The following is a 13,850-nucleotide window of genomic DNA, read 5'->3' as shown; positions in this document are numbered from 1 at the left end:
AATTGCACAGAAACTTGACAGCTTGTGCATAACATGGCGTCGCATATTACTTGAACAAACACAATCATGTTGAAGAAGAAAATTACATTAACAAAACTTGCTGTCGTGCTTTCCATCAGCGCTGCACATGCGCAGACCAGGGACACAACTTTATTAAATGAGGTCATGATCAACCAGAACAGGCTTCAGATTCCATTTTCAAAGCAGAGCAAAAATATTCAGATATTAACGCAGGAAGATATCCAGCGATTGCCAAACCGGTCCATCAACGAATTGTTGTCCAATATCCCCGGCGTGGATATCCGCCAGCGTGGCCCCTTTGGTTCGCAGGCCGACGTCAGTATTGACGGGGGATCATTTGAACAAACCGCCATCCTGCTGAACGGAATCAAAATAACAGATCCACAGAGTGCACATCACAACATGAATCTGCCGGTTCCACTGGAAGCCATAGAGCGCATCGAAATCATCAGGGGACCGGCTTCCCGTATCTTTGGGATCAATGCCCTGACAGGAGCCATTAACATCGTCACCAAACGTGCGGAATCTAACTTGATCAGTGCACAGGTATATGGAGGTACTTCTTTCAAGGATAATGAACAGACCAGCTCCGGAAAATACTATGGTAAGGGTGCGCAGATTGGCGCAGAGCTGCGGACAGAGCGCATGAGCCACGGGGTATATTTTGGACATGAGGATACCAACGGACAACGTTACAATACCGCTTCAAACAATGACAAATTCTATTACAACGGAACCTACGAGCCAAACGCCACTAATCAGGTAAAGGCCGATTTCGGCTATATCAACAACCGTTTTGGCGCAAATGGATACTATGCTGCCCCGACCGACAACGATGCTTATGAGCAGGTCAAAACAGCTTTCTCCTCCATACAGTCCAAACACCAGCTGAGCCCAGCTTTTGCAATCAGTCCGAGGCTGAGCAACCGCTATAATGAAGATGAGTATTGGTATCTGGGGCGGTCGACAGCAAAAGGTAGGTCAAAGCACTACAGCAATGTATTCGGCGCTGAAGTCAATATGTCATTGGAACAACATTATGGAACATTTGGACTGGGACTGGAAAGCCGCTTCGAGAAGATCAACAGCACGGCGATTGGCGCCCACACCCGGAATAACTATGGCGGATACCTGGAGTTTAAAACAGAAGCAATGGAGAAGCTTATGCTCAGCACGGGCGCCTATGTGAATTACAATTCTAAATTCGGATGGCAGGTATTTCCCGGCCTTGATCTGGGCTATGACCTCAATGAGCATTGGAAGCTGGTCCTGAGCGCCGGCTCCGCGCAAAGAGTACCTTCCTTTACCGATCTTTACATCAATCAGACAGCGAATATCGGAAACCCTGATCTATTATCTGAAAACGCTTATCAGATCGAAGGGGGAATCAAGTACTTATCAAACCGTATCGTGGCGCAGGCCAACTATTTCCACCGCAACATTACCGATTTCATCGATTGGCAGAAATCAACGGAAAACACAGAAACAGGAACAGTTGTCCCATGGAAGCCGGCCAATATCGGAAAAAATACCGTCAATGGTCTGAACGCCTCCTTCCGCTACCAACTCAACGATCCGGAAGCAGCCACAAAATATTATACGACAGTCAGCTACAACTACCTTCATCCTGAGGTGACTGTCGCTGACGGCACACTGTCAAAATACGCCATTGAAAGCCTCAGACATCAGGTCATTTTCAATTTTACAATAAATCATAACAACTGGACGCTGACAACGGCCAATCGTTTCAATGAACGCATCAGCTATAAAAGCTACTTCATAGCGGATATTCGGGCTTCCTACCAGTGGACGACTGTCGATATCTTTGCTGACATCCAGAACATTTTTGACAAAAGTTATGTCGAGGCCGCCGCTGTCCCCATGCCGGGGAGATGGTTCAGTCTGGGAGCGAAATGCAGGTTGAAGTATTAGAGGAAATCCAGGTTCGGCCGATACCTGAATGTGAAAATGCCCCGACATGGACAGCCATATCGGGGCATTTTCACATTTTCAAGGGGGCCGTTGGCCCCAAGTTTATTTTTTGGGAAGTACAGACAAAATACCACCAATCAGGTGCTGCCTAAACTCAGCTTCGTCATAGGACTCGGCTGTGTGCCCCAATCCGGTATAAAACACCTTCCCTCCATCGTAAGTATGTGACCAGGAAATCGGATGATGGTCGCCCATCTTTCCCCCCTCGTAGCTTTTTTCATCCAGATTCATCAGCACGTGCAGACCGTCTTTTACATCCTTGAAATTGTACCATTCATCTTTGTGCCACCAAACCTTGTCGAGATGTGCGGTTGCAGGGTGCTTTTGATCAAGCACATCGATTTTCGCTTTCTGTACAGCGGGATGGGATGCAAAATAAGCTCCGACCAGCCCGTTGTACCAAGGCCAGTCAAATTCGGTATCTGTCGCGGCGTGGATACCGACAAAACCTTTACCGGACTGAATAAAACGGACAAACGCTGCTTGTTGTGCACTGTCCAGGATGTCACCTGTCGTGCTCAGAAAGATAACAGCGCCATATTTTTGCAGCTCTCCGTCGGTAAACAATGCGGCATCTTCCGAGTGGTCAGACCCAATATTCTCTTTATCCAGTAGCAATTTTAGGACTTCTGCACCCTTCTCGATGCTGCTGTGTCTAAATCCCTTTGTTTTGCTGAATATCAGAACACGCCGTTGCGCGTTGGCAACGAAACCGGTTGCCAAAATGAAAAATAGTAAAATCAATAATCTGTTCATGGTATAAATGGTTATTATATCAAATTTTATCCTGCAGTCAGTTCACGGTAGAAATCAAGGCTCTCAATGATATCTTCTTCGGATACAAATATATCATACTGGCAGCTGCCAATACGGTCAAGCAGTGCGAAGCCGATCTGATTGGACAGGTTCTTTTTATCGTTGCGCATAAGTTCCAAAAGCGTGGTATCAATGGACGAACTGAAGCTATAGTCATTAAAGTATCTTCTAAAGGTAGCTATCAGATCGTCCAGATCCGTCAGCGAAAGTCCGTTCAGCTTATGAGAAAGAAATCCCTCACAGATCATGCCTACAGCAATAGCCTCACCATGCAGCAACGGTCGCTTGTCATGCTGCAGGGAATAGCCTTCGATGGCATGTCCGATCGTATGCCCAAAGTTCAGGATCTTGCGGAGTCCCTTCTCTTTTGGGTCTTCCAGAATGACCCTATTTTTGATCGAAACAGAATGCTTGATCAGGGCATTGTCAACCTGATCGATACCCAGTGTTTTCACTTGATTATAATATGCCTGGTCGAAAATAAGCCCATGTTTGATGACTTCTGCAAAGCCTGAAATGAGCTGTCTCTTATCCAGGGTCTTTAGGAAAAGGCTGGAAATAAACACGGCCTGAGGCTGTGCGAATGTACCGATAATATTCTTGACACTGCCCATATCTATGCCCGTTTTGCCGCCCACAGAAGCATCTACCTGCGAAAGTAGTGTCGTTGGGATCTGGATAAAATCCATCCCTCTCTTAAACGTGGAAGCCGCAAAACCGCCCATATCAGTGACGACCCCGCCGCCCAGATTAATTAACAGGGAATGTCGATCAGCACCAAAATCAAGCATATTTTGCCAAACACCGATACAAAAGTCGATGTTTTTATTTTCTTCCCCGGGATCTACTTCGATAACATCATAGTTGGATAAACTGGGCAGGGCCTGCTGAAATAAAGGCAGGCAATTATCCAACGTATTCGTATCGACCAGAACAATGATTTTGGAATAATTGCGTGCAGCTAAAAACGTCTCTAGCGAGGCCAGCGTGTCATCAAAATATACCTGATAGCCCAAACTTTCTATGACTTCCATTCTATGATTCTTTAAGGTTTAAGTTTTCTATTTACCAATATTGTTTAATATTACACCAATTTTACTTCCATCCCGTCAAACTCCACCACATCTCCCGGCCGCAATTTGAGTCTTTTCCGATAATCGACCTGTCCATTGTACTTGACATATCCCTCCGACACAACCAACTGTGCCATAGCGCCATGCTCCACCCAATTTAAAGCTTTAAGTAACTGTATAAGCTGTATATAATCGCCCTCGATTTTAAATTCTTGCATTCCACAAAAATAACGGTTTCGGGGAGGAATACAAGAAATATCATCGTTTTAATGCACACTAAATTGCTACATTTGCCTTATTGCAAATAAAGATTATGATTGAGAATTCCGAGCCCAGAACATTGTCCTTTGATAATACAGAGATCGCTTTTAAAAGCAAAAGCGATAAGGATCTGGAAAGAGCGTATTGGTTATTCAAAATAATTGCGAATAACTTTCTGACAAAAGTAGGTCCATCAATGACCAACTTTGCCCTGAATATCGGATTGCCGATCCAGGGTATCATCCGCAATACAATATTCAAGCATTTTTGTGGCGGAGAAACAATTGAGGGTTGCGAAGCCGCCATCAACGAATTGGGTGAGAATGGCGTCGGCACAATACTCGATTATTCTGTCGAAGGGGAAGAGACCGAAAGTGCCTTTGATGCTTGCTGCAACGAGGTCCTCCGCACGGTAGTGGCTGCCAGCAAAAATAAATATATTCCGTTTTCGGTCTTTAAGCCTACGGGACTCGGACGTTTTGAGCTATTTGAAAAAGTCAACGCAAAAGAGACGCTGAATGAAGCCGAGCAAGCCGAATATCAGCGTATGCTCGACCGTACTGACCGCATTTGCAGAGCCTGTTACGATGCTGGTGTCAAAGTACTGATCGACGCCGAACATTCCTGGATACAGGATGCCATCGATGATATCGCGCGGGAGATGATGGAAAAGTACAATGTGGAAAAACCGATTGTATACAACACCTATCAATTGTACCGCAGTGACAAACTGGCTTCGCTGAAAGCGGATTTTGAATATGCCAAAGTTAGAGGTTTTCACATGGGTGCCAAAATTGTACGCGGCGCCTATATGGAGATCGAACGAGCACGTGCCGCCCAGAAAGGGTATGCAGACCCTATCCAACCCAACAAAGGAGCGTCAGACCGTGACTACAACGAAGCCATAGCTTTTATTTTGGACCATCTGGACAATTTCGGTTTGATGGCCGGTACACACAACGAGGACAGCAGTATGCTATTGGCCAAAGAAATTGACAGACGTGGCATCGACCGATCCACCGACCGGATCTACTTTGCTCAGCTCCTGGGAATGTCTGATAACCTGAGCTTCAATTTGGCTGCTCATGGCTACAACGTCGCGAAGTACATGCCCTATGGCCCTGTAAAAGCAGTCATGCCTTACTTGTTCAGAAGAGCACAGGAAAATACCTCCGTCGCCGGAGCAACGGGCCGTGAACTCGGACTGTTGATCAAAGAAAAACAAAGAAGAAAAGCTAGCCGTCGATAAAGGCTGGCTTTTTTCATGTAATGGGGCTTGCCAATCCTCCCGGTGTCCCTGCTCAGCACCCTACTGTATCCATTCCTTCGTAGAAGCTAAATGGAAAATCATTCCTTATTATTGAAACAATTATTTAAGTTTGCAAACTTTTCCGCTAAAACAAAGTTCATAGGGGAAGGGGTTCCCATGGGACAAAAGAATATACATTTGAAATGGAAGAAAAACTTAGATTATTTGATCTCGCACGCCAACAGGTCAGCAAATACCCTAACCTTGACATGTTTGCCCACAAAGTGGACGGCAAGTGGATTTATATAAAAACAGCAGATTTTCTTGAAAAAGTGGATAAACTGTCCAAAGGCCTGATCGAACTAGGTGTTAAACCAGACGAAAAAGTCGGCCTCATCGCTGGCAGCAGCATCGAATGGCATCTGATAGATTTTGCCATTCAGCAGATCGGGGCTGTGGTCGTGGCCATCTATCCCAACATCACCGACGCCGATTACCAATATATTTTCAACGATGCCGAGATCAGAGTCTGTATTGTCAGCAACAAGGGGCTTTATGACAGACTGATGAACCTTACAGAATCAATCTATACATTAAAATATATATTTTGCATCGCCGAACAGGACTCCTTGCGAAGCTGGAACGAACTCATTGATCTGGGTAGCCGATGTCCTGAAGATAAATTAACGGAGCTGCGCGACCAGATCCAGCCCGATGATCTGGCCACCCTGATTTATACGTCGGGTACCACGGGCAAGCCAAAGGGTGTAATGCTCTCCCATAGTAATATTTTCGCCAATGTGCTGGGGGCCGCAGAAATCACACCCTGTAAGGCCTATGACCGGGGACTTACCTTTCTTCCCCCCTGCCATGCGTATGAACGAATGGTGCTCTATACGTACATGTATCTGGGCTTCACAATCCATATCGCCGAATCATTTGATAAAATCGGTGACAACCTCAAAGAAGTACAGCCTCATATCATGACGGTCGTTCCCCGTATTCTTGAAAAGGTCTATGAGAAAATCATGAAAACCGGCCACGAGCTTACGGGGCTTAAAAGAAAAATATTTGATTGGGCTGTCGCTGTCGCCGAAGAATATGATCCCAATCCGGCCAAAAGGAGTTTCGCCTACAATATGAAACTCAAATTGGCCAAACAGCTTGTGCTCAACAAGTGGTATGAAGCGCTGGGGGGAAAGCTGCAGACGGTGGCCTCCGGCTCAGCCTCTTTGCACAACAAGCTGACCCGTGCATTTTTAGCGGCAGGTATCCCGTTGTATGAAGGTTACGGTATGACGGAGGCATCCCCGCTCATTTCGGTAAACCATTACCTAAAGGGCATCCGCGTGGGCACCGTGGGCCTCCCCGTCCGCTTTGTGGCAATCAAACTTGCTGAAGATGGCGAAATACTGGTAAAGGGTCCCAATGTGATGATGGGCTATTATAAAAATCAGGCGGAAACCGATAAAACAATCGTGGACGGCTGGCTCCACACGGGCGATATCGGCAAATGGGAAGACGAAAAATTTCTAAAAATCATCGACCGCAAAAAGGAAATGTTTAAAATATCGGGTGGTAAATACGTAATTCCGCAGCCGATCGAAACGAAGCTTGTGGAATCCAAATTTATCGAGCAGGCCATGGTGATCGGTGACGGGATGAAGTTTGCGTCAGCCTTTATCGTCCCGAACTATGCACATCTATTGGACTGGGCGAAACAAGATGCGCCGGAACTTGCGACTATGAGCAGGCAGGAGTTTCTGGAAAGCCCGATGGTCGTCAAAAAGGTCAATCAGGAAGTCCGTCGGGCAAATCAGCATTTTGGCAATTGGGAACAGATAAAAAAGCCGGTTATCCTAAAAGATGAATTCACCATTGAAAACGGCGAACTCACGCCGACTCTGAAAATGAAACGTAAGGTAATCCTTGAGCATCATCAGGCGGAGTTCAACCACATCTACCAAATGGAAGAAGAGTAGCAATTTATATTAAATCATATGAAATTATTAAAGGATAGGATCTTGAACGATGGCAAGAGTCTCGCTGGAGGCATACTGAAGGTCGACAGCTTTATTAACCACCAGATGGATCCGGTCTTAATGAAATCTATTGCCGTAGAGTTTGTCCGCCGCTTTGCAGATCTTCCGGTCAACAAGATCATCACGATAGAAGCTAGTGGCATAGCACCGGCAATCATGCTGGGCTACCTGCTCGAGCTACCAGTTGTATTTGTAAAAAAAGCAAAGCCAAAAACCATGGGCGACATGTACGTCAGTGCAGTTCATTCTTTTACAAAAAACAGAACATACGATATCTGTGTGAGCAAAGAGTTTCTTAAAGCAGATGACAAGGTACTCTTTATCGATGACTTTCTGGCGAATGGCAATGCCGCTTTTGGCATAATGGACTTGATCAGTCAATCGGGAGCCTCTTTATCGGGTATGGGTTTCATCATCGAAAAATCTTTTCAGGAGGGTGGCCGGCGGCTAAGGGCACTGTCCGGCATTCGCATTGAGTCCCTGGCCCGCATAAAATCACTGAAAGTCGACAGGGTAGCTTTCGAAGAAGAGTAAAACAGATAAAAAGCCTCATCTTACTTAAAAGATTGAGGCTTTTCTTCAAACAACAAGATAAAGTATATGTATTAATCCCAACGGTAATCGTTGTAAAAATCTTCGGGATGTCTGCTAATCGGCACATCTTTCACGATACGGATGTTGGCTGCCCCTAGATTGACATTCAGCATAAAGGAAGGGATACTGGCCGAAAAATTCCAACTGCCATTTCTTAAATAGACATAACCATTACGATAGGGATCATAAAATGTCTTATAATCACGGAAATATACATGGTGACGACTATCATAGCGATGTGCTCTCGCCCATGCAGGTGGGCCATGACGGTGTCTTTTCTCGTAATACTTAGCTATCTTTTTGTGGTATTTACGGTCTTCCTTTTCACGTTTCTCCCAATACTTCCGATATTCCTTGTCTCTTTTTTCCTCATACTTCCGGTATTCTTTATCGTGTTTCCATTCCTTTTCGTGCCCGCGATGCTGAGCGGCCGAGTCTTTGGGAGCGGCGAGGGTTAATCCCCCGATTGCCAATGCAAAGTATATCATCTTTTTCATAGCCACAGTATTTTAAATTTGAACTCCGTTGTTATTCTTTCTTTTTTGCTTTTAAAAGCGTTTCTATAGGTATGACCCCAAGATCTTGCTAAAGGTTTAATCACTGAACGTAATTTTGTCCGTTCTGTGATTTGTACTTCCATTCCGGCCAATTTAACGTATCTTTGCAACATGTCCAATACAGGTTATATCACTGAAGATACAATTGTCGCATTAGCAACATCCACCGGCGCGAATGGCGCCATTGCAGTTATCCGGGTATCAGGCCAACAGGCGATTACGATCACAAATGACATTTTCAAGGGCAAAGATCTGTCGGCACAGCCTTCGCATACCATTCATTTTGGCACCATACGTGATGGCGATGAAATCATTGACGAGGTGTTGGTTTCCCTGTTTGTTGCCCCCAACTCATATACAAGGGAAAACTCGGTCGAAATATCCACACATAATTCCAAATATATTATTGAGCGCGTCATCAGTTTGCTGATCAAAAAGGGAGCACGCGCGGCACGTCCGGGCGAATTTACGCTTAGGGCATTCCTCAATGGTGGTATGGACCTCTCCCAGGCAGAAGCCGTTGCAGATTTGATTGCCTCCAATTCGGCAGCGTCCCATCAGGTAGCCATGCAGCAGATGCGTGGTGGTTTCTCCGGCCAGCTCAAGTCTCTTCGGGAGGATTTAATACATTTCGCCTCGCTGATCGAACTTGAACTGGACTTCTCCGAAGAAGATGTCGAGTTTGCTAACAGAGAACAGCTTAAGAATCTTATTACCAGGATCCAGGTGATCGTTCAAAAGTTAATCCAGTCTTTTGAGCAAGGCAACGTACTGAAAAATGGTGTGCCGGTAGTGATTGCCGGAAAACCGAATGTAGGCAAGTCCACCCTGCTCAACGCCTTTTTAAATGAGGAACGAGCAATTGTCTCCGATATCGCTGGTACCACCCGTGATACCATCGAAGATGAAATGAATATCCACGGCGTGACCTTCCGCTTTATAGATACTGCCGGTATTCGCGAGACCGCGGATATCATCGAAGCTAAAGGCGTCGAACGCACACGTGAAAAAATGAAGCAGGCGCGGCTGATTATCTATCTTTTCGACCCCATACAGGATACTATCGAAGACGTGCAGTCTCAGCTGGCCGAAGTCCGTGAGCTTCAGATACCGTTTGTTACCATCATCAACAAATGTGATCTGCTCACTGAAAATCAAAAAGCAAGCTATGAGGCACTTGCGCCACTTTATATTTCGGCGAAAAAACAGATCGGCGTTGAAGAACTGAAAGAGGAACTCATCAACCGGGTACAACTAGGCAATCTGAATACCGATGATGTTATGGTGACCAACATCCGGCATGTTGAGGCGCTACAAAAGACCTCCGACTCTCTGGAACGCGTATTATTCGGAATTGATAATCCCGTCACTTCGGACTTTCTGGCCATGGATATCAGACAGGCATTGTATCATCTCGGTGAGATCACGGGCAGTGTGTCGACAGACGATTTACTGGACAATATTTTTTCAAAATTCTGCATTGGCAAGTAAAAAATATAGACAAAACAAACTTAAACAAATCAATAATCTGATAATTAACCAATTACATTACTTTTAGTTTTGTATTAGTTGTTGTGATTTTGATTTGTTTTTTTATTTTTTGTCCCCCATTTGTCCCTCAAATTGATAATATTTTATTTTTTGAAACGAAGGAGAGATTATCTAGACCAATCTCTTGATAATCAGCGATGTTCTATATCTACTACCCATCTTTGGTAGATGGGACTAGATCATCCCTTACGTCCCTTTCAATAGATTTTATGTATAGTTCGATCACTAATAATTAGCTCAGAAATATTATATTTGCCAGATAACTACAATTCCCCCGCTAATGAAGAAAATTATTTTTTCCAGTTTATTCATTTTATCATTTCCTGTTCTATTCGCACAAACTATCAAAGGCACAGTCGAAATTAATATGAAAGATGGACTGTTCACCTGCAATTTTGAACTTCATAACATTCCGCAAAATAAAAACTACAAAATTCTCCTAAACAAAGGGATGAATATTAAATATTTTAAGGATTCGAATGGAAGTCTAGTCGATTATGACGGGCACTATGATGGTAAAACTAAAGGAGAGGCAATCGAATATACTTTACTGGACAAAAATGGCAAAACGCTTACAATACCAACCTCTTTTCAAGTTGACTATAAAGGTGCATTCCCGACATATTTTGACAATACCGAGGATTATGGACCTTTCGATTACAAAGGAGTTATTGCTTTCAATGGTAAAACCCTGCGTGCTGCCGACCAGTCAAAATGGTATCCCGTGCTTTATGATGTGGATAATGACAAAATGATTGATAAATATCCGTATGATGTGACCATTAAAGTTACAAATTCGGAAAATAATACCATCTTTATCAATGGCAATGTTCCTCAAAAAACGCTGTCGAAACATTTTATATCAACCAAACCATCGTCCTTATTTATTTTTATAGGGAATTATGATTTCATTTCCCAACCTGCTGGATATATTTTCAATTTAGATGCCGATAATAAACGCGTAGCGGATATTTTCAAGAATATTGAGGCCGTAAAGCAAAAACTTGCGAATAATCTAGGTTCGAAATTCACAGATAAAATTTATATTATTAACCACAAAGCTGTCAATCGAAGAAAACCTGGGAGCAGCTGGGCTTTTAATGACTACCCAGCAATTGCCTTTACAGATTTAAATCCAGCCAGAATGCTGAACGACAAAGGCCAGTTTGAGCCTTGGTACAGTAAATTTCTGGGACATGAACTTGCCCATAATTATTTTGGAACCCATATGCTATCTGGCAAACTATCCTGGTTTTGGGTTGAATCTTTTGCTGAATATCTCTCCTTCAACGTGACTGAAGACTTTGGTTTTAATTCATTTTTAAAAGAGTCATTGTTATCCGGAGCAAAAAATGTAGAAGGTCAAAGTTTTATTCCACTCTCCGAAATTACAGAAATGTCCCAAATTAATGAATCTTACCGCTATATACTGGCTCCCCTCATGTTGAAGTGTTTTGAGGATACTTTCGGACGGGAAAAGACAAATCGCGTCATGCAATCATTGCTAGAATATGCCAAAAAGGAAACATTAACCCTGGAACTTTTTGACAAGGCAGTTATTGCAAGTGGAATAAAGGCAGTAGATTATCAAAAATTTAAACAGACGTATATCACGAGTAAAGACTTTAAACAAAATATTATCGCTCAAATAAGAAAAGTTTATGGATAGTCCTAACAAAAATTATTAAGAGATGAAATGGCAAACCACTTGAACTAAACTTACTGTGTTTCCCTTAGTCTCCCATTTTTATACACTGATAAACAAAGTTCTGTATCGGAAAGTAACCTGATTCTGCCTATCCTAAAAAATTAATTTTCTTTAGCTTCGTTGAAGGAGCGTTATGTTCACTATATCATCATCGAAACAACGGGCACGAGATCAAGACCTAAAAATAAAGAAAACCTATGGAAGCAAAAGCAGTTAAGAATCAAGTAAAGAAAATACAGAACCATAACCTTTTTGCCTACAGAAGGCTGCGCAGGGCTATTGGCTATCTGGGCATTTTTCTTCCGATAATTCTGGTTTTCCTGTCTTTTTTCAGAGTTTTCAATACCGCTATTCAACCCTCCATTAGCCATTACTATTTCACTAACCTGAGGGAGATATTTACCGGAACTTTATGCGCTGTGGGACTTTTCCTTATCTGCTATAAAGGAAACGGCAACGCTGTCATCTGGAAAAACGACAACCTGTTGACCAACCTGGCCGGCTGCATGGCGATTGGCATCGCATTTATACCCACCGACCCCATAGGCCATAGCTGCACACAGTGCACCTTGATTACATATGGTTTAAAGGGACTTCATTATGGCTTCGCAGCAGTCCTGTTTCTTATTTTTGCCCTACTTTCGATCAACGTGTTTACAATAGGTCAAGAACGAAATACAGAAATTCCGGTCAGTGTATTTAACGAAAATAATATTTACCGGATCTGTGGCTATGGGATACTGCTTTGTATCGTTTTGATTCCGTTTAAACTCTTTGATCGTGCCACACTGGTCTTCGAGGCCATTGCTCTTTTCTTCTTTGGCACTTCCTGGCTGATCAAAGGACGTGCTTTGGGCGACAAGGGAATGATCGGCCGGAAGTTATACCGGGAAATGAATGTTGAGGATACAGAAGAGGGCCAGTAAACCACCTATTAGCGCACGTTCAACAGCCTATCGATTGTCGGCAGTGCTGGTATTTTCCTCGGGACTGAGGGGGGCCGGCGGTATCTCGGCTACATCACGCTCTATCTCCTGCGTTTCTACGTGTACTGCAAATTGCGAGGGCTCAATGGGGATACCCATGACCGTTGCATATTCTCTTGTATAGATCGCACCGAAATACAAAATTGCAGCCGTGTAATATACCCAGAGTAGAATTAATACAAAGGATCCTGCTGCGCCGTATGTATCCTGTGTGGCCGAATGCTCAAGGTAAATCCCGATCAGGTAGCGGCCCAGAACAAACAATATGGAGGTAAACAATGCGCCCGCACGCACAGTCCGCCACTGTATATTGACATCAGGAAGCACCTTGAATATAACACTGAAGAGCAAAAAGATAATACCAAAAGAAAGCGCAAAGTTAACCGCATCCACCAGCATGACTGCCATATCTGGAAAATACCGCTGTAACTGGCTGGTCAGTGCCAGTATCACTCCATTGATGATCAGCGTGACGACAAGCAGAAAGCCTAGTCCAATGACCAACGAAGATGATAACAGCCTGTCCTGAATAAGTTTTAACCAGCCTTTTTTGGGCTTTGCCCGCACATGCCAGATTTTATTGATCGAATTCTGGATGTCCCCAAAGACCGTGGTCGCACCAAGGATCAGGGTGACGCTGCTGATGATCAACGCCATGGAAGACTTACCGGACAGCTCCAGATTCTGAATTACTTCCTGGATCTGCTTTGCTGCTCCATTGCCGACCAGACCACGTAACTCTGTGAACACCTTACCTTCGATGGCATCTTCTCCATAGAATATTCCGGCCAATGCAATAATCAAAACCAATATTGGACCTATCGAAAAAACGGTATAGTAAGATAACGAAGCACTATATTTCATCGAGTCCTCATTCAGAAATCCAGCTCCCGTATTTTTTAATATCTGCCAATAGGTGTTCAGCTTGCTTTCGCTTCTCGTGTTTATATTCATAATCAATCTGATGCTTGTGTAGAATAAACCGCTTTTCGGTAAAGAA

12 protein-coding genes are annotated in these 13,850 nt (G+C 43.9%); 7 read left to right on the top strand and 5 right to left on the bottom strand.

The annotated features are described in order from the left end of the window. Nucleotides 1-66 precede the first annotated feature (66 nt). Nucleotides 67-1,953, top strand: coding sequence for a TonB-dependent receptor plug domain-containing protein (locus tag K7A41_RS11055; protein ID WP_265713737.1), 1,887 nt, complete (start codon nucleotides 67-69; stop codon nucleotides 1,951-1,953). Nucleotides 1,954-2,055: 102 nt separating this feature from the next. Here the strand turns inward: K7A41_RS11055 and K7A41_RS11050 are convergent, their stop codons facing one another. From K7A41_RS11050 to K7A41_RS11040, 3 genes are read right to left on the bottom strand one after another with little or no spacing between them, the layout of a single operon-like run. Then, nucleotides 2,056-2,769, bottom strand: coding sequence for a ThuA domain-containing protein (locus tag K7A41_RS11050; RefSeq protein ID WP_028068203.1), 714 nt, complete (start codon nucleotides 2,767-2,769; stop codon nucleotides 2,056-2,058). A 26-nt stretch (nucleotides 2,770-2,795) separates the two neighbouring features. After that, nucleotides 2,796-3,863 (bottom strand): 3-dehydroquinate synthase, encoded by a 1,068-nt coding sequence (gene aroB / locus K7A41_RS11045; RefSeq protein ID WP_028068204.1) that lies wholly within the window; start codon nucleotides 3,861-3,863, stop codon nucleotides 2,796-2,798. Nucleotides 3,864-3,913: 50 nt separating this feature from the next. Then, entirely contained in the window at nucleotides 3,914-4,120 is a 207-nt protein-coding gene (locus tag K7A41_RS11040; RefSeq protein ID WP_028068205.1) for an RNA-binding S4 domain-containing protein, read from the bottom strand. A gap of 95 nt (nucleotides 4,121-4,215) precedes the next feature. Here K7A41_RS11040 and K7A41_RS11035 point away from each other — a divergent pair, with 95 nt between their 5' ends. The 3 genes from K7A41_RS11035 to xpt all read left to right on the top strand — a co-directional run bounded on the left by K7A41_RS11035 (nucleotide 4,216) and on the right by xpt (nucleotide 7,988). Next, on the top strand, nucleotides 4,216-5,412 hold the full coding sequence (locus K7A41_RS11035) for a proline dehydrogenase family protein (protein ID WP_028068206.1): 1,197 nt from the start codon (nucleotides 4,216-4,218) through the stop codon (nucleotides 5,410-5,412). Between the two features lie 203 nt (nucleotides 5,413-5,615). Continuing rightward, nucleotides 5,616-7,394, top strand: a complete 1,779-nt coding sequence (locus tag K7A41_RS11030) for an AMP-dependent synthetase/ligase (RefSeq protein ID WP_265713736.1) — start codon at nucleotides 5,616-5,618, stop codon at nucleotides 7,392-7,394. Nucleotides 7,395-7,412: 18 nt separating this feature from the next. Continuing rightward, a complete protein-coding gene (gene xpt, locus K7A41_RS11025; RefSeq protein ID WP_265713735.1) occupies nucleotides 7,413-7,988 on the top strand; it encodes a xanthine phosphoribosyltransferase in 576 nt (191 codons plus the stop codon). 71 nt (nucleotides 7,989-8,059) lie between these two features. Here xpt and K7A41_RS11020 read toward each other — a convergent pair whose 3' ends face one another. Beyond that, nucleotides 8,060-8,545, bottom strand: a complete 486-nt coding sequence (locus tag K7A41_RS11020) for a hypothetical protein (protein WP_028068209.1) — start codon at nucleotides 8,543-8,545, stop codon at nucleotides 8,060-8,062. Nucleotides 8,546-8,716: 171 nt separating this feature from the next. Between K7A41_RS11020 and mnmE the strand changes: the two genes are divergently transcribed. From mnmE to K7A41_RS11005, 3 genes are all read left to right on the top strand, one after another. Then, the gene (mnmE, locus tag K7A41_RS11015; RefSeq protein ID WP_265713734.1) at nucleotides 8,717-10,096 is read left to right on the top strand and encodes a tRNA uridine-5-carboxymethylaminomethyl(34) synthesis GTPase MnmE; all 1,380 of its coding nucleotides are present in this window, start codon (nucleotides 8,717-8,719) and stop codon (nucleotides 10,094-10,096) included. Between the two features lie 340 nt (nucleotides 10,097-10,436). After that, the gene (locus K7A41_RS11010; protein WP_265713733.1) at nucleotides 10,437-11,825 is read left to right on the top strand and encodes a hypothetical protein; all 1,389 of its coding nucleotides are present in this window, start codon (nucleotides 10,437-10,439) and stop codon (nucleotides 11,823-11,825) included. 236 nt (nucleotides 11,826-12,061) lie between these two features. After that, the gene (locus K7A41_RS11005; protein WP_265713732.1) at nucleotides 12,062-12,790 is read left to right on the top strand and encodes a hypothetical protein; all 729 of its coding nucleotides are present in this window, start codon (nucleotides 12,062-12,064) and stop codon (nucleotides 12,788-12,790) included. Nucleotides 12,791-12,817: 27 nt separating this feature from the next. On the opposite strand, the gene K7A41_RS11000 is transcribed toward K7A41_RS11005, so the two are convergent. After that, nucleotides 12,818-13,804, bottom strand: coding sequence for a YihY/virulence factor BrkB family protein (locus tag K7A41_RS11000; RefSeq protein WP_265713731.1), 987 nt, complete (start codon nucleotides 13,802-13,804; stop codon nucleotides 12,818-12,820). Nucleotides 13,805-13,850 lie beyond the last annotated feature (46 nt).

The sequence above is a fragment of the Sphingobacterium sp. InxBP1 genome (genome assembly GCF_026191775.1).
GTDB lineage: Bacteria > Bacteroidota > Bacteroidia > Sphingobacteriales > Sphingobacteriaceae > Sphingobacterium > Sphingobacterium thalpophilum.
This window is presented reverse-complemented; position numbering and strand designations above follow the sequence as displayed.

Excerpts from the sequence above, each read along its gene's own strand:
- K7A41_RS11055 (WP_265713737.1), top strand. The coding sequence starts at position 67 with ATGTTGAAGAAGAAAATTACATTAACAAAACTTGCTGTCGTGCTTTCC.
- K7A41_RS11050 (WP_028068203.1), bottom strand. The coding sequence starts at position 2,769 with ATGAACAGATTATTGATTTTACTATTTTTCATTTTGGCAACCGGTTTC.
- aroB (WP_028068204.1), bottom strand. The coding sequence starts at position 3,863 with ATGGAAGTCATAGAAAGTTTGGGCTATCAGGTATATTTTGATGACACG.
- K7A41_RS11040 (WP_028068205.1), bottom strand. The coding sequence starts at position 4,120 with ATGCAAGAATTTAAAATCGAGGGCGATTATATACAGCTTATACAGTTA.
- K7A41_RS11035 (WP_028068206.1), top strand. The coding sequence starts at position 4,216 with ATGATTGAGAATTCCGAGCCCAGAACATTGTCCTTTGATAATACAGAG.
- K7A41_RS11030 (WP_265713736.1), top strand. The coding sequence starts at position 5,616 with ATGGAAGAAAAACTTAGATTATTTGATCTCGCACGCCAACAGGTCAGC.
- xpt (WP_265713735.1), top strand. The coding sequence starts at position 7,413 with ATGAAATTATTAAAGGATAGGATCTTGAACGATGGCAAGAGTCTCGCT.
- K7A41_RS11020 (WP_028068209.1), bottom strand. The coding sequence starts at position 8,545 with ATGAAAAAGATGATATACTTTGCATTGGCAATCGGGGGATTAACCCTC.
- mnmE (WP_265713734.1), top strand. The coding sequence starts at position 8,717 with ATGTCCAATACAGGTTATATCACTGAAGATACAATTGTCGCATTAGCA.
- K7A41_RS11010 (WP_265713733.1), top strand. The coding sequence starts at position 10,437 with ATGAAGAAAATTATTTTTTCCAGTTTATTCATTTTATCATTTCCTGTT.
- K7A41_RS11005 (WP_265713732.1), top strand. The coding sequence starts at position 12,062 with ATGGAAGCAAAAGCAGTTAAGAATCAAGTAAAGAAAATACAGAACCAT.
- K7A41_RS11000 (WP_265713731.1), bottom strand. The coding sequence starts at position 13,804 with ATGAATATAAACACGAGAAGCGAAAGCAAGCTGAACACCTATTGGCAG.